General features: G+C 66.6%; 17 protein-coding genes. 10 read left to right on the top strand and 7 right to left on the bottom strand.

Translation table 11 applies throughout. From position 1 onward, the window contains the following. Positions 1-86 precede the first annotated feature (86 nt). The 4 genes from AC1RQK_RS00790 (at position 87) to AC1RQK_RS00775 (ending at position 6,574) form a co-directional block, all read left to right on the top strand. The gene (locus AC1RQK_RS00790) at positions 87-3,518 is read left to right on the top strand and encodes a molybdopterin-dependent oxidoreductase (RefSeq protein ID WP_492807479.1); all 3,432 of its coding nucleotides are present in this window, start codon (positions 87-89) and stop codon (positions 3,516-3,518) included. A 43-nt stretch (positions 3,519-3,561) separates the two neighbouring features. Continuing rightward, the gene (gene lhpI / locus AC1RQK_RS00785; RefSeq protein ID WP_492372042.1) at positions 3,562-4,554 is read left to right on the top strand and encodes a bifunctional Delta(1)-pyrroline-2-carboxylate/Delta(1)-piperideine-2-carboxylate reductase; all 993 of its coding nucleotides are present in this window, start codon (positions 3,562-3,564) and stop codon (positions 4,552-4,554) included. Beyond that, positions 4,551-6,014, top strand: a complete 1,464-nt coding sequence (locus AC1RQK_RS00780; protein WP_492807150.1) for a short-chain fatty acid transporter — start codon at positions 4,551-4,553, stop codon at positions 6,012-6,014. The genes lhpI and AC1RQK_RS00780 overlap by 4 nt, the downstream gene beginning before the upstream one ends. Before the next feature lie 155 nt (positions 6,015-6,169). Continuing rightward, positions 6,170-6,574, top strand: a complete 405-nt coding sequence (locus AC1RQK_RS00775; RefSeq protein ID WP_006163829.1) for an FKBP-type peptidyl-prolyl cis-trans isomerase — start codon at positions 6,170-6,172, stop codon at positions 6,572-6,574. Between the two features lie 270 nt (positions 6,575-6,844). Here the strand turns inward: AC1RQK_RS00775 and hfq are convergent, their stop codons facing one another. Beyond that, positions 6,845-7,219: an RNA chaperone Hfq gene (hfq, locus tag AC1RQK_RS00770; protein ID WP_492372044.1), complete on the bottom strand. Its 375-nt coding sequence runs from the start codon at positions 7,217-7,219 to the stop codon at positions 6,845-6,847. 360 nt (positions 7,220-7,579) lie between these two features. On the opposite strand from hfq, the gene AC1RQK_RS00765 reads away from it, so the two are divergent. The 3 genes from AC1RQK_RS00765 (at position 7,580) to AC1RQK_RS00755 (ending at position 11,376) form a co-directional block, all read left to right on the top strand. After that, the gene (locus AC1RQK_RS00765; RefSeq protein ID WP_492807147.1) at positions 7,580-8,503 is read left to right on the top strand and encodes a LysR family transcriptional regulator; all 924 of its coding nucleotides are present in this window, start codon (positions 7,580-7,582) and stop codon (positions 8,501-8,503) included. A gap of 334 nt (positions 8,504-8,837) precedes the next feature. Then, complete coding sequence (locus AC1RQK_RS00760; protein WP_492372046.1) at positions 8,838-10,139, top strand: MFS transporter; 1,302 nt, start codon at positions 8,838-8,840, stop codon at positions 10,137-10,139. 52 nt (positions 10,140-10,191) lie between these two features. Next, positions 10,192-11,376 carry a M20 aminoacylase family protein gene (locus AC1RQK_RS00755; RefSeq protein ID WP_492807145.1) on the top strand — a complete coding sequence of 395 codons (1,185 nt, stop codon included), beginning with the start codon at positions 10,192-10,194 and terminating at the stop codon, positions 11,374-11,376. A 149-nt stretch (positions 11,377-11,525) separates the two neighbouring features. On the opposite strand, the gene AC1RQK_RS00750 is transcribed toward AC1RQK_RS00755, so the two are convergent. After that, on the bottom strand, positions 11,526-11,957 hold the full coding sequence (locus AC1RQK_RS00750) for a hypothetical protein (RefSeq protein ID WP_492807144.1): 432 nt from the start codon (positions 11,955-11,957) through the stop codon (positions 11,526-11,528). Positions 11,958-12,224: 267 nt separating this feature from the next. Then, positions 12,225-13,862, bottom strand: a complete 1,638-nt coding sequence (locus tag AC1RQK_RS00745) for an acyl-CoA synthetase (protein ID WP_492372054.1) — start codon at positions 13,860-13,862, stop codon at positions 12,225-12,227. A 159-nt stretch (positions 13,863-14,021) separates the two neighbouring features. Here AC1RQK_RS00745 and AC1RQK_RS00740 point away from each other — a divergent pair, with 159 nt between their 5' ends. From AC1RQK_RS00740 to AC1RQK_RS00730, 3 genes are all read left to right on the top strand, one after another. After that, positions 14,022-14,777 carry a Crp/Fnr family transcriptional regulator gene (locus AC1RQK_RS00740; protein ID WP_492807142.1) on the top strand — a complete coding sequence of 252 codons (756 nt, stop codon included), beginning with the start codon at positions 14,022-14,024 and terminating at the stop codon, positions 14,775-14,777. A 152-nt stretch (positions 14,778-14,929) separates the two neighbouring features. Then, the gene (locus tag AC1RQK_RS00735) at positions 14,930-15,577 is read left to right on the top strand and encodes an AraC family transcriptional regulator (protein WP_492807140.1); all 648 of its coding nucleotides are present in this window, start codon (positions 14,930-14,932) and stop codon (positions 15,575-15,577) included. A gap of 343 nt (positions 15,578-15,920) precedes the next feature. Then, complete coding sequence (locus tag AC1RQK_RS00730; protein WP_492372057.1) at positions 15,921-16,145, top strand: hypothetical protein; 225 nt, start codon at positions 15,921-15,923, stop codon at positions 16,143-16,145. A 242-nt stretch (positions 16,146-16,387) separates the two neighbouring features. On the opposite strand, the gene dmpG is transcribed toward AC1RQK_RS00730, so the two are convergent. From dmpG to mhpD, 4 genes are read right to left on the bottom strand one after another with little or no spacing between them, the layout of a single operon-like run. After that, positions 16,388-17,404 (bottom strand): 4-hydroxy-2-oxovalerate aldolase, encoded by a 1,017-nt coding sequence (dmpG, locus tag AC1RQK_RS00725; RefSeq protein ID WP_492807138.1) that lies wholly within the window; start codon positions 17,402-17,404, stop codon positions 16,388-16,390. Positions 17,405-17,431: 27 nt separating this feature from the next. Next, positions 17,432-18,382 (bottom strand): acetaldehyde dehydrogenase (acetylating), encoded by a 951-nt coding sequence (locus tag AC1RQK_RS00720; RefSeq protein ID WP_492807137.1) that lies wholly within the window; start codon positions 18,380-18,382, stop codon positions 17,432-17,434. Positions 18,383-18,408: 26 nt separating this feature from the next. Further along, complete coding sequence (locus tag AC1RQK_RS00715) at positions 18,409-19,389, bottom strand: Bug family tripartite tricarboxylate transporter substrate binding protein (protein ID WP_492372060.1); 981 nt, start codon at positions 19,387-19,389, stop codon at positions 18,409-18,411. A 52-nt stretch (positions 19,390-19,441) separates the two neighbouring features. Beyond that, positions 19,442-20,233 carry a 2-keto-4-pentenoate hydratase gene (gene mhpD, locus AC1RQK_RS00710; RefSeq protein ID WP_492372061.1) on the bottom strand — a complete coding sequence of 264 codons (792 nt, stop codon included), beginning with the start codon at positions 20,231-20,233 and terminating at the stop codon, positions 19,442-19,444. Between the last annotated feature and the right edge of the window lies 1 nt (position 20,234).

The following is a 20,234-nucleotide window of genomic DNA, read 5'->3' as shown; positions in this document are numbered from 1 at the left end:
CGATATTGCTATGTCGAAATTATGAATTAGAAATACTTCCTCATGCTAGCTAGCATCCGGTCAGGAGACAAGATGCGGTGACAACCATGATTCAGGAAGACAAGCGCGGCTACTGCACGTTGTGCCGCTCCCGATGCGGCACGGTGAACGTGGTGGCGAACGATGCGCTGATCGCAGTGCGCCCCGACACCGCGCACCCCACGGGCAAGGCAATGTGCATGAAGGGAAAATCCGCGCCGGAACTGGTCCATAGCGCCGACCGCGTCTTGTATCCGATGCGGCGAACCACGCCCAAGACCGATGCGGATCCCTGCTGGCAGCGCATTAGCTGGGAGGAGGCCCTGGCCGAGGTTGCGCAGCGCCTGCTCCAGGCCAGGCGTGAGGGCGGCGCCGAATCGGTCGCCTTTGCCGTCACCACGCCGAGCGGCACGCCGCTATCCGACAGCATCGACTGGATCGAGCGGCTTATCCGGCTCTTTGGCAGTCCCAACACCTGCTACGCCACGGAAATCTGCAACTGGCACAAGGACTATGCGCACGCCTTCACCTTCGGCTGCGGCATGCCGACCGCCGATTACCGCAATGCCGAACTCATCGTGTTGTGGGGCCATAACCCGACCAACACCTGGCTGTCGCAGGCCGAAGCGATTGGCGCCGGCAGGGCCGCCGGCGCAAAGCTGCTGGTGGTGGACCCCAGGGAGACAGCGCTGGCAGGCCAGGCGGAGCAATGGCTGCGCGTGCGGCCGGGCACGGACGCCGTGCTCGCCATGGCGATCGCCAACCTGCTGATCGAAGCCAATGCGTTCGACCTGGCCTTCGTGCGGCAATGGACCAATGGCCCCTTGCTGGTGCGCTGCGACAACGGGCGCTTCCTGCGGGGCCGCGACCTGGGGCTGGCCGATGGCGATGCCTACCTGGTCTGGGACGCCCATGCCGGACAAGCCCGGCCGTCATCGGCGCTAGCCGGGCGGGATTTTGAGCATGTTGCGCTAAGAGGCACATTCGAAGTGGGCCAGGCCACAGCCACAGCCACGGCCACGCTCGCTTGCCGACCCGCCTTCGACCTGTATGCCGGCGAATGCGCCCGTTACCCCGTCGACGTAGCCGCGCGGCTCACCTGGGTGGCACAGGCGGATATCCACCATGCGGCAAGCCTGTTCGGCTCGGCCAGGCGCGTGGCCTATCACGCCTGGTCCGGCGTTGGCCAGCACGACAACGCAACCCAGACGGACCGGGCAATCGCCTGCCTCTATGCCTTGACCGGCAGTTTCGACAAGCCGGGCGGCAACCGGATCTTTCAAAAGCCCCCGTACAACCCGGTCAGCAGCTTCGACCTGCTGCCGCCGGCGCAGAAGAGCAAGGCGCTGGGCTATGACGCGAGGCCGCTCGGGCCGCCCGCGCAGGGATGGGTCACCGCGCGCGACCTTTACCGGGCGATCCTGCACGCGCAGCCCTACGCCGTGCGCACGCTGATGGCATTCGGCACCAATCCCCTGCTCTCGCAAGCCGATGTGGAAGACGGCGAGCGCGCCTTGCGCAGCCTGGACTTCTATGTCCATTGCGATTTGTTCGAAACCCCCAGTTCCCGCTACGCCGATATCCTGCTGCCGGTCAACACGCCATGGGAGCGCGAGGGACTGCGCATCGGCTTCGAGATCTCCGCCGAGGCCGAGCAACTGGTGCAGTTGCGCCAGCGCATGGTGTCGCCGCGCGGCGAGTCGCGCTCGGACAACGACATCGTGTTCGATCTCGCCATCAGGCTGGGCATGGGGCAGGCGTTCTTTGGCGGCAGCCTGGAGGCGGGATGGAATCATATGCTCGCCCCGTCGGGGTTGACGGTGGACAGGCTGCGCGAGCAGCCGGAAGGCATCCGCGTGCCCGTTGCCGACGTGGAGCGCAAGTATGCGGGCCGGCCGCGTGAGCGCGCCTTCCATACGCAAACGGGGCTGGTGGAGTTGTACTCAGAACAGCTGCTGCGTCACGGCTATCCGCCACTGCCACGCGCCGGCCAGTGCCCCGAAGAAGCGGACGACACTGCCGGCGGCGCCTATCCTTTTGTCCTGACCTCGGCCAAAAGCGGCTACTACTGCCACAGCCAGCATCGCGGGCTGCCCTCGCTGCGGCGCCGCGCACTGCAACCCGAAGCGGAAATCCCGGCCGCGCTGGCGGCCGCGCGCGGGATTGCCAGCGGCGATGCGATCCGGGTGACCACGTCCATCGGCAGCGCAAGGTTTATCGCCAAGGTCCGGGAAGGCCTGCATCCCCGCGTGGTGGTCGGCGAGTTTGGCTGGTGGCAGCGCTGCGATGCGCTTGCGCAGACCGCGCTGGGCGTCACGGGCGAGAACAACAGCAACTACAACGGCTTGATCGCCGCGGACAGCATCGATCCGGTCAGCGGCTCCGTGCCGCTGCGGGCCTACCGCTGCAACGTCGAGCCCGATCCGGCTTTCGACGTAACGCGCCGCCGGTGGGACGGCTATCGCGCCTTTCGCGTCGCGAGCCTGGCGAAGGAAGCGCACGAGGTCATGTCGGTATGCCTGGAGCCCTTGGATGGTGGCGGCTTGCCGGACTTCCTGCCGGGCCAGCATGTGACGATCAAGCTCACCGTGCCGCCCGCCGGCGAAGAGATCGTGCGCTCGTATTCCCTGACCGGCCCCGCCGTCTTGCCGGCGCGGCGCGGCTACTCGATCTCCGTGCGCCGCGCTGCTGGCCTGACCGATGCCGGCGAGGCCGTGTTCGGGCGCGCTTCGTCGCATATCAACCTGTGCCTTGCGGTTGGCGACATCGTCTCGCTGCGCGCGCCATCCGGCACCTTTGTCATGCCGGTGCGCACCCGGCGCCCCCTGGTGCTGCTGGCCGGCGGGATAGGCATCACGCCGTTCATCAGCCTGCTCGAATCGCTGGCCGGGCTCGCCGATCCGTCAAGGATGCTGCTGTTGTACGCGAACCAGAACGGCCTGGCCCATGCGTTCCGGTCACGCATCCGGGCGCTGCGGCAAACCCTGCCGACGCTGGAAGTCGTCAACTTCTACGACCGTCCCGCGCAAGGCGACGTGCCCGGCGTCGACTACGACGTGGCCGGACGCGTCAGCGCCGAGCATGTCCCCGCCGAACTGCTCGGCCAGCGCCCGCTCGTCTATATGTGCGGCCCCGCGCCAATGATGACCGCCTTCGCCAATGCGCTCGCCGAGCGTGGCGTGCCGCGCGCCGACATCTTGCGCGAAGTGTTCCGCTCGCCCGAGCGCGTGGCGGCCGGGCCCGGCCAGCAGTTCAATGTGATGTTCGCCAGGTCCGGCACCACCGGCACCTGGCGCTCGACGGACGGCCCCCTGCTGGGCTTCGCTGAAAAACTCGGCCTGGCACTGCCCAGCGGCTGCCGGGTCGGCCAGTGCGAGAGCTGCGCGGTTTCCGTCGTGTCGGGCCGCACCCGGAACCTGCATGGCGAGGAACCCGAGGATGCCGGCATGTGCCTGGCGTGCCAGGCCGTGCCCGCCAGCGACATCGTGCTGAACGCGTGATCGCGCCCGCCGCCGCCCTTTTTCCAACCCCACCCAAGCCAACATGCTGATACTCGACTCCGACACCACCCGCGCGCTGCTGCCGTTCGCCAGGCTCGTGCCCGCCCTGCGCGACGCGTTTATCCGCGGCTGCGAGGTCCCCCAGCGCCACAGCCATGTCATCGATCCGCACGGCGCGGCGCCGGGGACGATGCTGCTGATGCCCTCGTGGCAGGCCGGCGCCTATCTCGGCGTGAAGACCGTGACCATCTACCCGGGCAATACGCTGTCCGGACTGCCGGGCCTGTACTCGACCTACCTGCTGCACGATGCGTGCACCGGCAAGCCGCTGGCCATGATCGATGGCAACGAGATCACGTCCAGGCGCACCGCCGCCGCGTCGGCGCTGGCGGCCTCTTACCTGAGCCGCAATGATGCTTCGTCGATGCTGGTGCTCGGCGCGGGCCGCGTTGCCAGCCTGCTGCCCCATGCCTATCGCGCCGTCAGGCCGATCCAGCGCGTTGCCGTCTGGGATATCAACGCGAGCCAAGGCGAAGCGCTGGCGGCAAGACTGCTGGCCGACGGCTTCGAGGCGCGCTTTGTCCCGACGATCGCCGCCGCCTGCGAAGACGCTGACATCGTGACCTCGGCCACGCTCTCCACCTCGCCGCTCGTGCAGCGCGCGTGGCTCAGGCCCGGCACCCACCTGGACCTGATCGGCGGCTTCACGCCGGCCATGCGCGAGGCCGACGACGGCTGCTTCGAGTCAACCTCCGTCTTCGTCGATACCAGCGAAGCCGTGCTCAAGGCCGGCGACCTGCTCCACCCCATCGAGGCTGGCGTGCTCAAGGCCGCCCACATCCGGGCCACGCTCGCGGACCTGTGCCAGCAGCGCCATCCCGGCCGCGCGGATGACACGGAGATCACCGTCTTCAAGGCCGTCGGCACCGCGCTGGAAGACCTCGCGGCCGCCGTCATGGCTTATGGAGGATTCGAAGGCTCGCCGCGCACCACGCCGCGCGCAGAAAGCCATGGCAATGCAAGGAGACAAGCATGAAAAGCACCCCCCTGTCCCTGGACACAACGGACCAGCCTGAACACCCGGACCACCCGGGCCGCGGCGGACTGGAGCGCCTGGCCGTCAAGGTCACCGACTGGTCCGAGCGCTGGTTCCCCGACTCGTATATTTTCGCCGCCATCGCGGTGATCGTCGTGGCGCTTGGCGCGATGGCCATCGGCGCGCCCGCGCAAGGCGTAGCCCGCGCATTTGGCGACGGCTTCTGGAGCCTGATCCCGTTCACCATGCAGATGGCGGTGGTGGCCATCTCGGGCTACGTCGTGGCGGCCTCGCCCCCGGCGTCCCTGCTGATCGAGCGGCTAGCCGCCCTGCCGCGCACGGCGCGCGGCGCCATCGCCTTTGTCGCGCTGGTCAGCCTGCTGACCTCCCTGCTCAACTGGGCCATCAGCCTGATCTTCAGCGGGTTGCTGGTGCGGGCCATTGCACGACGCACCGGGCTGCGCGTGGACTATCGCGCGGCCAGCGCCGCCGCCTACCTGGGGATGGGTGCCACCTGGGCACTGGGCTTAAGTTCGTCCGCTGCGCAGTTGCAGGCCAACCCCGCCAGCCTGCCCAAGTCGCTACTGGATATCACCGGCGTGATTCCGTTTTCGCAGACCATCTTCCTGTGGCAATCGATGGCGATGACGGCCGTGCTGATCGTCGCTTCCTTGCTGGTAGCATATTTTTCAGCGCCGGCGGGCGAGCGCGCGCGCACCGCGCAGGACATGGGCGTGGATATCGACGATGCCGGCGATGGCATTGGCCGCCCCACGCGTCCCGGCGAATGGCTGGAGTACAGCCCCTTGCTGACCCTGCTGATCGTAGCCCTCGGCGCCGGTTGGCTGGTGCATGAGTTCACCACCAAGGACCCGATCCTCGCGATCTCCAACCTCAACACCTACAACTTCCTGTTCCTGATACTGGGAATGCTGCTGAACTGGCGTCCCAAGCGCTTCCTGCGCGCCGTGGCCAGATCCGTGCCATCCACCGCGGGGGTGCTGATCCAGTTTCCGCTGTATGGCGGCATCGCATTCATCCTCACCAAGGCAGCTGGAATGGATGGCACGACGTTGTCGCACCACCTGGCATCGGCTTTCGTCTCGGTCGCCACCAAGGAATCGTTCTCCGCGGTGATGGGCGTCTATTCCGCCGTCCTGGGCTTCTTCGTGCCATCGGGCGGCGGCAAATGGGTCATCGAGGCGCCTTACGTGATGCAGGCTGCCAATGAACTGCAAGTCCACCTGGGCTGGGCGGTGCAGGTGTACAACGCCGCGGAGGCGCTGCCCAACCTGATCAACCCGTTCTGGATGCTCCCGCTGCTGGGCGTGCTGGGGATCCGGGCCAAGGACGTGGTCGGGTTTACTTTCACCCAGTTGCTGGTCCACGCGCCGCTTGTGCTGTTCATGCTGTGGGTCTTTGCTTCAACGCTGCCTTACCGTCCGCCAGTCATGCCTTGATGCCGTGGTGCCTTGCCGTCGAGTGGCTTGGCAGGCCTGGCGGCCACGCCGGTAGCGGTGGACAAACCCGGAGGGATCCCATTCCCGGTTTAAGATGCTGGTTTTCAGGCCGGCGCGACCGGCCAACTTTCCCCCTCCACTCTGCCAGCTGACATATGAAGAAGATTGCACTGCTACTTGCCGCCCTGGGCATGGCGTCCATCGCTCACGCTGCCGCCCCGGCCGCGGAAACCCTGCCGTCCGGCATGTCCATCCAGACCATTGTCAAGGGCACCGGCGCCACGCCGAAAGCCTCCGATGTGGTCAAGGTGCACTATCGCGGCACGCTCACCGACGGCACCGAGTTCGACAGCTCCTACAAGCGCGGACAGCCGATCTCGTTCCCGCTGAACCGCGTCATTCCCTGCTGGACGGAAGGCGTGCAGAAGATGCAGGTCGGCGGCAAGGCCAAGCTGGTGTGCCCGGGGCCGACCGCCTATGGAGCGCGCGGCGTACCCGGCACGATCCCACCGAACGCCACGTTGAACTTTGAAGTCGAGCTGCTCGGCATCGGCAACTGACGCGAGGCAGCCTCACCGCTTTTCGCAAGGCCCCGGCCTCCCGGCCGGGGCGCGATTGACTGGCACCGCAGCGCTACGCCTGCACTGCCGTCGCCACACCCCACAGCGCGAGCCAGCGTATGTCCTCGCCTTTGCGTCCTGCGGTCATCCGGGCGCAGATCGGCATCGGATTCAAGGAAGACGGTACGCAGCAGTTCCGGCCATGAGCGCGGCAATGAGCGGGTCAGGCGGAACGTAGAAGGCCACCCCGCCCGGGGTGGGCGGCCAGCATTACTCGTTTGAACCGCCAGGCGCCATGGCGCGGCGCTTGCGCGTTACCACCAGGGGCGCCTGGGCGTTGCCTTCTGAAGACACGCGCGGCGGACGGGGGCCAGAGCCCGGCGTCCGCGGGCCTGCGCCGGGCGGACGTGCGCCGCCACCGCCGCCGGGAGGACGCGTGCCGGTATCCAGCTGGATCGTCGAGATGGCGCGCTTGTAGATGGTCTGCATGCCGCCGGGCGTGCTCAGCATCACCACGAACGCGTCGAAGGACTCGATGGAGCCGACGAGCCGGATGCCGCTGACCAGGTACACCTGCACACGCTTGCGCTCTTTGCGCGTGGTGTTCAGGAAGGAGTTTTGCGGGTTGGTGTCGTCAAGCTGCATGGGATATTGAGAGTAAGGCAGACGAAGCGCTGCGAGAAAAAGATGGCTACTGCGGCGCAGCTTCGTCGGCGGCGCACCGATGCACAATATCGGTGCGCACGCGCTAACGCAAGATGAATCAGGCACGCCCGGATGGCAGCGCATCATGATTGCTTACAGTGGCTAGGCTTGCCATTCTAGCGCAAGCCGGATGCAGTTCCCCGCGCAAGGAGCATGCCAACGGTTCCGGCGCCCGGCTGAAAGCCACCTCAAGACCACCTCACGGCCACCTCGCATGCCGATCACCGCACCAGGCTCCCATCCTTTCACGCCGCCCGCTTTGCCATTAACATGTCCGCCCACAATCCAGCAGGCCACCACATGAAGCTCAACCAGCTGCGCGCCCTGGCCGCCGTTGCCGAAACCGGCAGCATCCAGGAAGCCTCGCGCATCCTTCACCTGACGCAGCCCGCGCTGAGCAAGGCGATCAAGGAGCTGGAGAGCAGCGTCGGTGCCACCTTGTTTGTGCGCTCCAGCAAGGGCGTGCAGCTCACGCCCTTTGGTCAGCGGCTGGTCTCGCATGCGCGGCTGATCAGCGAGAATGTGCGCCGCGCGCGCGAAGACCTGGAAGACATGAAAGGCACGGTGCAAAGCGAGATCACCGTGGGGGTGACGCCGGTCACGGCGCTGATGCGGCCGATGGCGGCCTGCCTGAGTACCTTCCGCCGCGAGTTCCCGAACGCCCGGCTGCGGGTGCTGGAGATGCGCCCGGCGCAGTTGCTGGAGCACCTGCGCGAGGGCACCATGGATTTCGCGGTGACCTCGCAGTTGCTGCCGCTGGATCGCGGGCTGGACTGCACCCAGGTGTGCCGGCTGCCGACCGTGATCGGTGCCCGGCGCGGGCATGCGCTGCGCGCGGCACGTTCGGTGCGCGTGCTGCAGCAGGCGGACTGGCTCGCGCTGGACCCGCTGTCCGATGCGAGCTCACCTTTTCATCAGTTGTTCGCGGGTAACGGCCTGGCGGTGCCGACCCGGGTGGTCGAGTGCACGTCGATGGGCTTGGCGCTGGACCTTTGCTGGCAGGTTGACACCCTGATCCTGCTTTCCAGCGAGTCGCTTGGCAGCCAGTACATCACCGAGCGGATGGATTTCATCGAGGTCGCCGAGCCCGTGCCCGACCGCATCATCTCGCTGGTCACGCGCGACCGGCATGTGCTGACGTGGGCGGCAGCGCGCCTGCACGACGCCGTGCTGCAAGCGCTGGCGAGCCACTATCCGCCACCGGGCAGCACCGCCGCCCAGTGAGCGGTCCCTCATGCGCCGGCAACGCGCATCCGGGCCAGGCAATGCCCCAGCACCGCGCTGGCCCGGCATGACGCGATGACGCAAACCCATCCCCGATTAAAACCCATAACAATCAATTAGTTACGGGCAACAATCGAATCGAAGGGCAATGAAAACAGCCCATTGCCTGACGCCGCGCGCCCAATCGGCGGCCGCCCCCCTGATTCCCAATGCTCATACCCATGAAAAAAAGCGAAGTGCTTATCCAGCGCGCGGCCCCTACCATGCCCCCACACCGAGAGTAACGGGGCCACGCCGCACCCGCTGCCCATCTACCCCACCCGAGGAGGACAGCATGACCATCGCCCACACCGCACCAGGCCACCCGGCCGGCGCCGTGCCTGCCACTGCCGCCCGCCCGCACTCGCGCCGCGCCATCGTTGCCGCCGCCATCGGCAACGGGCTGGAAATGTACGACTTCACGGTCTATAGCTTCTTTGCCGCCACCATCGGCAAGTTGTTCTTTCCGTCGAGCAGCCCGCTGGCATCGTTGCTGCTGTCTTTCGCCACCTTCGGTGTCGGCTTCGTGATGCGTCCCCTGGGCGCGGTGCTGATCGGCAACCTGGCCGACCAGCGCGGCCGCAAGGCGGCACTCACGCTCACCATCGTGCTAATGACGGCAGGCACCGCGCTGATCGCCTTCACGCCTACCCATGCCAGCATTGGCATGGCCGCCACCGTGCTGGTGGTCATCGGCCGGCTGCTGCAAGGCTTGTCGGCTGGCGGGGAAATCGGCGCCGCATCGGCCCTGCTGCTGGAGACCGCCAGCAAGCGCAACCGTTGCTTCCTGGTCAGCTGGCAAGCCGCCACGCAAGGCGGGGCCGCGCTGCTGGGCGCGCTGACCGGTGCCGCGGCATCGGCCTTGCTCAGCCCCGACGCCATGCTTGCGTGGGGCTGGCGCCTGCCGTTCATGCTTGGCCTGCTGATTGCGCCGGTGGGCATGTATATCCGCCGGCACCTGCAAGAAACCCACGAAGGCGGCAGCGCGCATGGCGGCGTCGGCAAGGTGTTTCGCGAACATGGCCGCACGCTGCTGCTGGGCATGCTGCTGATGACCGGCAGCACCTCATCCATGTACATCATGGTGTTCTACATGCCCACTTACCTGGTGAGCGCTCTGCATATGCCACCTGTCACCGCCTTCCTGGCGGCATGCACGGCAGGCGCTGCCATGCTGGTGATGGCGCCCTTGTTCGGCCTGCTGGCCGACCGGCTGCCGAGCCGCAAGCCCCTGCTGTTTGCCGGCGGGCTGACTTCGCTGGCGCTGGTCTACCCCAACTTCACGCTGCTATCCGCGGGCCCCAGCCTGCCGCTCACCATGGCGTTGATCGGCGGGGCCGTGACCCTGGGCTCGGTCGGCAGCGGCGCGGGTGCCGCCCTGATGATGGAAGCGCTGCCGCGCCACCAACGCGCCACCGGCATGTCGGTGATGTACAGCTTTGGCGTGACCGTGTTCGGCGGCTTCGCCCCGCTGATCGTGACCTGGCTGATCAGCGCCACGGGCAGCAACATGGCGCCTGCCGGGTACCTGATCGCGGCCTCCTGCATCAGCCTGACCGCGCTGGCGCTGTTCCCCAGCCACCCCGGCCGCGACTGACCCGCGGCGCAAAACCCATCCCTTCCGAACGCACGACACACACCCTGCAGCCATGACCAAGCACCCAGGAAACATCCCGCCGGCACTGACCGAATCCGCCGAGCGCTTCGCCGAACTGCGCCACCGCATCCACGCCCACCCAGAGTTGGGCGCCGACGTGCCACGCACCGCCGAGATGGCCGCCGCGCTGCTGCGCGAATGGGGCTATAGCGTGCACGCCGTGGGCGGCCACGGGCTGGTGGCACAACTGAAGGTCGGCAACGGTGCGCGCACCATCGGTATCCGCGCCGACATGGACGCGCTGCCGCTGCAGGAGCGCACCGGCCTGCCCTATGCCAGCCAGGTAGCAGGACGCATGCACGCCTGCGGCCATGACGGTCACACCGCCACGCTGCTGGCCGCTGCCGAGTACCTGGCCGCCACGCGCCACTTCGACGGCACCCTCAACCTGATCTTCCAGCCCGACGAGGAAGGCATGACCGGCGCGCTGGCCATGATGAACGACGGCCTGTTCGAGCGTTTCCCCTGCGACGCGATCTACGCCTTTCACAATGCGCCCGGCCTGCCGGTGGGCATGGCGGTAGTGCAGAGCGGCCCAATGGGCGGCTCCTCAGACCGCGCCACGATCACGTTCCGCGGCAAGGGCGGCCATGGCGCCATGCCCCACCGCGCCACCGATCCCACGCTGGCCCTCGCCTCGACCGTGATGGCGCTGCAAGGCATCGTGGCGCGCAATGTGGCGCCGGTCGACGCCGCCGTGATTAGCGTGGGCGAGATGCAGGCCGGCAGCACCTACAACATCATCCCGGAGACCGCGACGCTGAAGCTGAGCGTGCGCGCCACCGTGGCGCAGGTGCGAGACCTGCTGGAGACCCGCATTCGCGAGGTGGTGACGCACCAGGCCGCCTCGTGCGGCGTGACGGCAGACATCGCCTACGAGCGCCTGGCGCCCGCGATCTGCAATACCGTGGAAGAAACCGCCATCGCACGGCAGGCCGTGGCCAGCGTGCTGGGCAGCGACAAGGTCATCCAGGTGCCGCCGTCCATGCAGATGGGCAGCGAGGATTTCGCGTGGATGCTGGAGAGGATGCCGGGCTGCTATTTTGCGCTGGGCAATGGCACCGGCGAGTGGGTGGGCTGCTCGGTGCACAATGACGGATATGACTTCAACGACCAGCTGATTCCGCTTGGCGCTGCTTGCTGGGTGGCGCTGGCCGAAGGCTATCTGCGCGCCTGAGACGGCGGCATGGCCGGTTTTCTCCCTGCTTTCGCCAAGGCCTTGTCTGAGGTTATTTAGAGAGCGTCAGGGACACTGCCTGCAGGTGGGTAGCCGGCCCAGGGCGCCCCCGCACCAGGGGACACGCCCCAGTAGGCACGGAGAACAACTCACCGACTCGCTTTGTCGCAACATGCGTGCGGGCATCGCGGGTTTACAGCTATCGTAACGGTGTTCAGGAACGTGGCGGCATCCGCTGATGGGACGTAGTGGTTGTCGATGTCGCGAATCTCTGGCTGGTGAATGTCGGCGCCGTTGACATCCATGTGCTCAAGCAGATCAGCAAGCCAACGTGCACGCGCTTCGGCAAGCTTCCTGGTGATTCCGGCGCTCTCGTTCCGCCACAGCGACATGAATACCTCAAAGCCCGCAGGAAACGCTTGCCGCGTATCACTGCGCCACGCGGCCAGCCGAGCAATTTCGGGAGCGGAGAGCTTCGCCGCCCCACACTCAAAGATGGGTTCGTGCGTCAAGAATGCAGGGCGGCAGGCATAGGCAGGCAACACACAGAGCAATACGAATGCAACGAGCAGCTTTTTCATCACGGTTTCCATGCTGGCGGCCTGTAGCTCCAATTTGGGATGTTCGTCACGTAGTATGCGATGTTGTCTGCATTGACGATGCAAAACTGATTGCGCGCTTTGGCCCGAAGCCTTGACAGGAGAATGTTGTACCACTTGTCTTCAGAGTTCATCGCCTCCGGGAAATGTGAAACCTCATGAATGAGTACTGTTAGCTTACTATCCTTATCGAAGGGGATTCCCTCTGGGCTATTGCTCTGGCGTATCTGGCGACTTCGGAAAAAGCCCTTATACGTCGATCGCCGCATCCGACTTGACCTTCTTGCGCAACTCGAACTTCTGGATCTTGCCCGTCGATGTCTTGGGCAACGGCCCGAAGTACACCGCCTTGGGCACCTTGAAGCCCGCCAGCAGGGTGCGGCAATGGGCGATCAGTTCCTCGGCCGTGGCGCTGGCGCCATCCTTCAGTTCCACGAACGCGCAGGGCGTCTCGCCCCATTTCACATCCGGCTGCGCCACCACCGCCACGGCCAGCACGGCGGGATGGCGATAGATCGCGTCTTCCACTTCCACGCTGGAGATATTCTCGCCACCGGAGATGATGATGTCCTTGCTGCGGTCCTTGATCTTGACGTAGCCGTCCGGCGTGCACACGCCCAGGTCGCCGGTATGGAACCAGCCGCCGGCAAATGCCTCGCGCGTGGCCTTCTCGTTCTTGAGGTAGCCCTTCATGCAGATGTTGCCGCGGAACATGATCTCGCCGATTTCCTCGCCGTCCGAGGCCACCGGTTGCATGGTGTCCGGGTCCAGCACGGCCACCTCCGTCTGCAGGTGGTAACGCACGCCCTGCCTTGCCTTCTTGGTGGCGCGGTCCTCTTGCGACAGGCCGGCCCAGTCGTCCTGCTCGGCGCATACCGCGGCGGGGCCGTAGGTTTCGGTCAGGCCATAGACGTGGGTCAACGCGAAGCCCATGGCCTCCATCTGCGCTAGCACCGCGGCGGGCGGCGGCGCACCCGCGACCATGCCGCGCACCGGGCCGCGCAGGCCTTCGCGCCACGCCGGCGGGGCGTTAACCAGCGCGGTATGCACGATCGGCGCGGCACAATAGTGCGTCACGCCCTCGTCGCGCATCAGGTCGAACACCAGCTTGGGCTCGAACTTGCGCAGGCAGACGTTGACGCCGGCGCGTGCCGCGATGGTCCACGGAAAGCACCAGCCGTTGCAGTGGAACATCGGCAGCGTCCACAGGTACACCGCGTGCTTGGGCAGGTCCCACTCCAGGATGTTGGAGATGGCGTTGATGGCCGCGCCGCGATGGTGATAGACCACGCCCTTGGGGTCGCCGGTGGTGCCCGAGGTGTAGTTGAGCGCGATCGCATCCCACTCGTCAGCGGGCATTTGCCAGGCGAACTCCGGGTCGCCCGAGGCCAGCAGGCGCTCATAGTCGGTCTCGCCGAAGGCCGGGGCGTCCTGCGGGCCGAGCGCGTCAAGCACCGCCACCACCTTCAGCCCGGGAATCTCGTTGGCGATCTGCCGCGCCAGGTCGGCAAACTCGGTATCCGCCAGCAGCACCCGCGCTTCGCCATGGCGCAGCATGAAGATCAGGTTGGAAGCATCGAGCCGGATATTCAGCGCATTGAGGACCGCGCCCACCATCGGCACCCCAAAGTGCGCCTCCACCATGGCAGGCGTATTGGGCAGCAAGGCCGCAACGGTATCGCCCTTGCCCACGCCCAGGCGTGCCAGCCCGCTGGCCAGGCGCCGTGCCCGCGCGTAGGTGTCGCGCCAGTTCTGGCGTACCGGGCCGTGCACGATGGCCAGCCGGTCGCCATACACGCTGGCGGCGCGCGCCAGGAAATCGATGGGTGTGAGGGGTACGTGATTGGCCGGGTTCTTGCCCAGGCCAGTGTCGAAATCGCTTGGCATTGCCGTAGTCTCCGCATGCGCCGGCTATGCGGGTATTGGCCCTCAGGATGAGCCGCGCGCCGCCGGTCGCTGTTACTTTTCACTGTGCAAGGCTATCATCGCACAGGACCAAGCTCTGTCGTCCGGATGACAATGCCCGTGCCGGGCCAAGCCGAAATCATGCCCAGCCTGCCCGCAGCCACACCCAGATCGCCTACCCCTCCCCCCGCAGATATCACGACGCCACCGCCCTGCACCGGGCATGCCGCCCTGCTTTCCCAGCATGAATGGTTCGCCGCGCTCGCGCCCAGCCACCAGGCGCTGGCAGCGCGGCAGGTGGTGGTGCAGGATTTTTCCGCTGGCGCCTTCATCGCGCATCGTGGCGAGCCATCGCGCTACTGGATCGGGGTGGAGACCGGCCTGATCAAGCTCGCGGTCTACACGCCGGATGGGCGCGGTTGCACCTTTTCGGGGGTACCGGCAGGCGGCTGGTGCGGAGAAGGCAGTGTCATCAAGCGCGAAGCGCGGAGATACGATGTGATCGCCATCCGCGACTCCCGCCTGGCGCTGGTGCCCGACACCGTGTTCCATACCTTGCTCAGCGAAAGCCTGCCGTTTGCCAGCTTTGTGGTGCGCCAGTTGAACGAGCGCATGGGCCAGTTCATCGCCACCGTGCAGAACGAGCGGCTGCTGAGCGTCGATGCCCGCGTGGCGCAGGCGGTTGCCCAGCTCTTCCACCCGGCGCTGTACCCCCGTACCAGCGCGGTGCTGGAGCTGTCCCAGGAGGAGATCGGCCTGCTGACGGGGCTCTCGCGCCAGCGGGTCAACCAGGCGCTGCGGCGCCTGGCGGCGGAGGGCATGGTCGATTTGTCGTACCAGAGCATCCGGGTGACCGACCTTGAGCGTTTGCGTCACTTTGGCCTGTCGGAGCTGTAGGCAGCGGCCATAGCGCAGCGGTCGCGGCCAAGGCTGGCGTTGAAACCCTCCTTCGGCATCGTGAAACTCACTGGCCGCGCGAAGCCGTACAATGCGATTTTTCCCCTGGCGCCGCGCCCGATGCGCGCCAGCCTGCGTCACCTGAGCTTCGCATGGCCCTCGTCAGCAGCACCGATCTGCGCCTCTCTCACCTGCGCTTCCCCTTTGCCGTGCGCGTCGATGCGCGGCATGGCACCGCGCGCCTGCGCGACGCGAATGCGCGGCGGGAGGTAACGCCTGGCAACCCGTTCGTGGTGCCGGCGTTTGCGTACTTCGATTGCGACCTGCTGCCGGCGCCGGGCCAAAGCACCGCCATCACGCTGCAGGAAGTGCCGGACGACGCATGCCCGCGCATGACCCTGGCCACCCTGCCGGGCTGCCCGTGCCATTCGGAGAAACACTGGTCACGCGCGCTTGCCGGCGAGATCTTCGGCCAGCCTCGGCTACCGTGGAATGCGGCACTGGTCGCGCAGCGATGGGAAGTCACCCCGCGGCTGGTACGCGCACGGCTATTCGCCGAGGGCGAGGCGCTAGGCGTGCTGCTGCGCGAGCAGCGCGTCGCGCGCGCGGTGTACCTGCTTGCGGGCGGCAGCGGCGTGCGCACCGATTGGCTGGCCGCGCAAGTGGGCCTGGGCAGCGTTGCTGCGTTGACCTCCGCTTGCGCGAACACGCTGGGCCCTGCCGCGTTGAGCCTGCTCGAAGCCAGCGACGACCGCGGGACCCCTCCCGGTCCGGCGCCGCGCTTGCACTTGGCGGCATAAGAGGCTGGCCCCTGGCGGTGACCGTGCAGTCGCGGATCTTCTGCTTTGTGCTGTCGGTGGCGCTGCCGGTCGGCTTGTAAAAACCTGCGGGATTTGTAAAAAGGGCTGGCAAGACCCCGCTAGCGGGCCCTGGCAAGTGCAGATCCACCGACTTGCGGTGCGTGTCCGACGCAGCATCTGTATGGACGAGGAAAGCGAAAGGCTGCGCCATCCCATGCCAGACAGGCATTTCCCGGGTATCAGCCGCGGCAAAACCCTCCCATGTGGCGCCAGCGCACAAGCAGTGGCACGCGCCTTGCACCTTTCCCTCTCGCGGCACTACCGCCGCGCCATGGAGACAGAGATGGGACAGCAACAGCAACCCGGCCAAGGCCAGCAAGACCAAAGCAAGCAGCACCAGCAAGGCGGCCAACAAGGCGGACAGCAAGGTGGCCAGGATCAGAAGGGCGGCCAGCAACAGCAGCAGGATCGCGGCCATGACAAGCAAGGCCAGCAAGGCCAGAAGACCGATCAGGCTGGGCAACAAAGCCAGCAAGGCCAGAAGAGTGGCCAGCAAGGCCAACGCTAGCCGCTTGGGGCTGCAACAGCCGCCCCAATAGCCTTCGGGACCTGACGCGACCCAACGCGACTGACCTTAGGCGACTGACCTTAGGCGACATAACGCACTTTGCCCGCGGCGACGTTCTCCGTCGCCGCGACACGCCGCCTGCCTGGCGAAAGCGGGGAGGCGGCGTCGTGTTGTCTGCCGAGGCACTGAGCCGCAAGCAGCGTGCCAGATAACATGAAACCTGAGGCGTCACGCCGATGACCTTAGTGCGCCTTCAGCAAATCCAGCGCCACGTCGACGATCATGTCTTCCTGCCCGCCCACCATGCGCCGGCGGCCCAACTCCACCAGCACGTCGACGGTCTTCAGACCATACTTGCTCGCCGCGGCCTCGCTGTGGCGCAGGAAGCTCGAGTACACCCCGGCATAGCCCAGCGCCAGCGTTTCGCGGTCGACCCGCACGGGACGGTCCTGCAGCGGACGCACGATGTCATCGGCCGCGTCCATCAGCCTGTACAGGTCGCAGCCGTGGTCCCATCCCATGCGCTCGGCGGCCGCGATAAAGACCTCCAGCGGCGCGTTGCCGGCGCCGGCGCCCATGCCGGCCAGGCTGGCGTCCACGCGGTCGCAGCCCTCCTCCACCGCCACGATGCTGTTGGCGACGCCCAGGCTCAGGTTGTGGTGCGCGTGCATACCGGTCTGCGTTTCCGGCTTCAGCACCGCCTTGAAGGCGCGGAAGCGGTCGCGGACATCGTTCATGGTCAGCGCGCCGCCGGAGTCCACCACATAGCAGCAGGTGGCGCCGTAGCTCTCCATCAGCTTGGCCTGCGCGGCAAGGTTCTGCGGCGTGGTCATGTGGCTCATCATCAGGAAGCCAACGGCTTCCATGCCCAGATGGCGCGCGTACTCGATATGCTGCCGCGAGACGTCCGCCTCGGTGCAATGCGTGGCCACGCGGACGATACGCGCGCCGGCATCATAGGCAGCCTTGAGGTCGTGAACGGTGCCGATGCCGGGCAGCAACAGCGTGGCGATCTTTGCGTGCTTGACCACGCTGGCTGCGGCCTCGATCCATTCCAGGTCGGTGTGGGCGCCAAAGCCATAGTTGAAGCTGGATCCCTGCAGCCCATCGCCATGGGCCACTTCGATCGAATCGACCTTGGCGTCATCCAGCGCCTTGGCAATTTGCCGGGCCTGCTCGACGCTGTACTGATGGCGCACGGCGTGGCTGCCGTCGCGCAGCGTCACATCGGAAATGTAGATCTTCTTTTGGCCTTGCATGGCAGGCACTCCTTATCTGCAGGTGAGTCAGGCGGCGGCGCGCTGGGCAAGCATGGAGCTCGCCATCCGCTCGGCGATGGTGAGCGCGGCGCTGGTCATGATGTCGAGATTGCCGGCGTAGGCCGGGAGGTAGTGCGCCGCGCCCTCCACCTCCAGGAACACCGAGGTCTTGAGCCCGCTCGCACGCCCCACCCCGGGCACCACCAGCGGCGCATCCGCCGGGATGCGGTCGAACTGCACCTTTTGCTTGAGGCGATAGCCGGGCACGTATTGCCGCACCTCGGCGGCCATGGCGTCGATCGACGCGGCGATGGCGGCCTCGTCCGCCATCTCGCTCAGGCAATACACCGTGTCACGCATGATCAGCGGTGGCTCGGCCGGGTTGAGCACGATGATGGCCTTGCCCTTGCTGGCCCCACCGATCGCTTCGATCGCCTTGGAGGTGGTCTCGGTAAATTCGTCGATGTTGGCGCGCGTGCCGGGGCCCGCGCTCTTGCTGGAGATGCTGGCCACGATCTCGGCATACAGCACCGGCGCCACCCGCGATACGGCCGCCACCATGGGGATGGTGGCCTGTCCGCCGCAGGTGACCATGTTGACGTTGTGCGCGTCCAGGTGCGCATCGCCGTTGACCACCGGGATGCAGTAAGGGCCAATGGCCGCCGGCGTCAGGTCGATCATGCGCAGCGACGGCCGCAGGCCACGCAGGAACGCATCGTTCTTCACGTGCGCGCCGGCGCTGGTGGCATCGAACACCACATCGATATCGCCGAACACCGGCAGGCGCGTCAGTCCTTCCACGCCTTCGTGGGTGGTCGCCACGCCCAGGCGCGCGGCGCGCGCCAGGCCGTCCGATGCCGGGTCGATGCCGACCATCGCGCCCATCTCGACGTACGCGCCGTGGCGCAGGATCTTGATCATCAGGTCGGTGCCGATATTGCCGGAACCGATGATGGCGGCCTTCAGTTTGCGGGTCATGGATCTCTCCTGTTGGATCTCTTGCGTCATTCCACACTGGCGCCGCTGGCCTTGACCAGCGGGGCCCAACGCGTGCTTTCACTGTTGAGGAAGGCGCCGAACTGCTGCGGCGTCATGGGCAGCGCTTCCAGACCCTGGTCGGCAAAGCGCTTGGTCACCTCGGGTGCCTTGAGCGCCTTGAGCGCGGCCTCGTTGAGACGCGCGACAATGGCATCGGGCGTGCCGGCCTTGACCACCATGCCAAACCAGACGCCGGCATCCAGCCCGCCGATGCCGAGTTCGGAGAGCGTGCGTACGTCCGGCAGCGAAGGCGAGCGGCGCGGCGCCGCGATGGCCAGCGGCTTGACCTTGCCGCCCTTGATCAGCGGCGAGGTGGTGATCACCGGGTCGAACATCATGTCGACCTGCCCGGCCATCACGTCCTGCAAGGCCGGGGCTGAGCCCTTGTAAGCCACGTGCGTCATGTGACCGCCAGCCTTGTCGGCAAACAAGCCGCCCAGCAGGTGGCCGATCGAGCCGATCCCCTGCGAGGCATAGTTCACGCCGTTCGGCTTGCTCTTGGACAGCGCTACCAGGTCCTTGACGGAATTGACGGGGCTGCCCTGCGGCACCACCAGCACCAGGGGCGACGACGCCAGTGCCGTCACCGGCTTGAAATCCTTGAGCGGGTCGTACGAGAAATTGCGGTACAGGCCGGGATTGATCGCGAACATTTCGGTGGCGGCCACGAACATGGTGTAGCCATCCGCGTCAGCTCGCTTGACCGATTGCGCCGCGATCTGGCCGCCACCGCCGGGACGGTTCTCGACCACGACCGGCTTGCCAAGGCCGGTCTGCATCTGCTGCGCCATCTGGCGCGCAATCATGTCGGTCACGCCGCCGGCGGGGAACGGCACCACGATGGTCAGCGGGTGGCTGGGGAACGTGTCGGCATGGACGGGGGCGCTGCCAAGCACGCCGGCGGTCACGAGCAATGCGCCTGCGAGGATGGATCTGGTGGGTTGCATGTTGTCTCCTTGTGTATTTTTAATGTGGTAAAAAAGCTTGAGATGCCGCGCGTCACCCCGGCGCAAACCGTGCCCGCACGCTGCCGATGCCGCTGATGCGGGCCTCGAAGCACTGCCCCGGCGCCGCGGCCGCCATCGGCCCCAGCGCACCGGTCAGGATCAGGTCGCCGGCTCGCAGCGGGTCCCCCAGCGAGGCCAGTTTCCGGGCCAGCCAGACTGCGGCGTTAAGCGGATGGCCAAGGCAATCCGCGCCGGAACCCGTGGAAACTCGCTCGCCATCACGCAGCATTTCCATCTTCACGGTCTTCAGGTCCAGGCCAGCCAACAGCACCGGCACCGCGCCCAGCACCACCAGGCCGCTGGAGGCGTTGTCAGCCACCGTATCCACGTACGAGATATCCCAGTTGCGGATGCGGCTGCCGACCACTTCAATCGCAGGCAGCACGTAGGCGACGGCGTTGATCAGGTCGACCAACGTCGCATCCTCAGCTGGGACATCGCGGCTCAGCACCAGCGCGACCTCGGCTTCGGCCTTCGGCTGCAGGGTGCGGGCGAGCGGAATCGGCTCGTCGTCGCCGAAGACCATGTCGGCAAACAACGTGCCAAAGTCGGGCTGGTCCACGCCAAGCTGGCGCTGCACCGCGAGCGAGGTCAGGCCGATCTTGCGGCCAACCACGCGGCGGCCCTGGGCCCGCCACGCGTCGACGTTGGCGCGCTGGATGGCATAAGCCATCGCTGCATCGCCCGGCGGGATTTCGCCGCGCAGCGGCTCGACCGGCGTGCGCCTCTGCTCTGCCTCGCGCAGCCGCCTGGCGAGCGCGAGCGTCATTTCCTGGTTTGACATG

This window comes from Cupriavidus sp. GW822-FHT02D05 (assembly GCF_058802485.1).
This window is presented reverse-complemented; position numbering and strand designations above follow the sequence as displayed.

Coding starts and splice junctions, on each gene's coding strand:
- AC1RQK_RS00790 (WP_492807479.1), top strand. CDS start 87: ATGATTCAGGAAGACAAGCGCGGCTACTGCACGTTGTGCCGCTCCCGA.
- lhpI (WP_492372042.1), top strand. CDS start 3,562: ATGCTGATACTCGACTCCGACACCACCCGCGCGCTGCTGCCGTTCGCC.
- AC1RQK_RS00780 (WP_492807150.1), top strand. CDS start 4,551: ATGAAAAGCACCCCCCTGTCCCTGGACACAACGGACCAGCCTGAACAC.
- AC1RQK_RS00775 (WP_006163829.1), top strand. CDS start 6,170: ATGAAGAAGATTGCACTGCTACTTGCCGCCCTGGGCATGGCGTCCATC.
- hfq (WP_492372044.1), bottom strand. CDS start 7,219: ATGCAGCTTGACGACACCAACCCGCAAAACTCCTTCCTGAACACCACG.
- AC1RQK_RS00765 (WP_492807147.1), top strand. CDS start 7,580: ATGAAGCTCAACCAGCTGCGCGCCCTGGCCGCCGTTGCCGAAACCGGC.
- AC1RQK_RS00760 (WP_492372046.1), top strand. CDS start 8,838: ATGACCATCGCCCACACCGCACCAGGCCACCCGGCCGGCGCCGTGCCT.
- AC1RQK_RS00755 (WP_492807145.1), top strand. CDS start 10,192: ATGACCAAGCACCCAGGAAACATCCCGCCGGCACTGACCGAATCCGCC.
- AC1RQK_RS00750 (WP_492807144.1), bottom strand. CDS start 11,957: ATGAAAAAGCTGCTCGTTGCATTCGTATTGCTCTGTGTGTTGCCTGCC.
- AC1RQK_RS00745 (WP_492372054.1), bottom strand. CDS start 13,862: ATGCCAAGCGATTTCGACACTGGCCTGGGCAAGAACCCGGCCAATCAC.
- AC1RQK_RS00740 (WP_492807142.1), top strand. CDS start 14,022: ATGCCCAGCCTGCCCGCAGCCACACCCAGATCGCCTACCCCTCCCCCC.
- AC1RQK_RS00735 (WP_492807140.1), top strand. CDS start 14,930: ATGGCCCTCGTCAGCAGCACCGATCTGCGCCTCTCTCACCTGCGCTTC.
- AC1RQK_RS00730 (WP_492372057.1), top strand. CDS start 15,921: ATGGGACAGCAACAGCAACCCGGCCAAGGCCAGCAAGACCAAAGCAAG.
- dmpG (WP_492807138.1), bottom strand. CDS start 17,404: ATGCAAGGCCAAAAGAAGATCTACATTTCCGATGTGACGCTGCGCGAC.
- AC1RQK_RS00720 (WP_492807137.1), bottom strand. CDS start 18,382: ATGACCCGCAAACTGAAGGCCGCCATCATCGGTTCCGGCAATATCGGC.
- AC1RQK_RS00715 (WP_492372060.1), bottom strand. CDS start 19,389: ATGCAACCCACCAGATCCATCCTCGCAGGCGCATTGCTCGTGACCGCC.
- mhpD (WP_492372061.1), bottom strand. CDS start 20,233: ATGTCAAACCAGGAAATGACGCTCGCGCTCGCCAGGCGGCTGCGCGAG.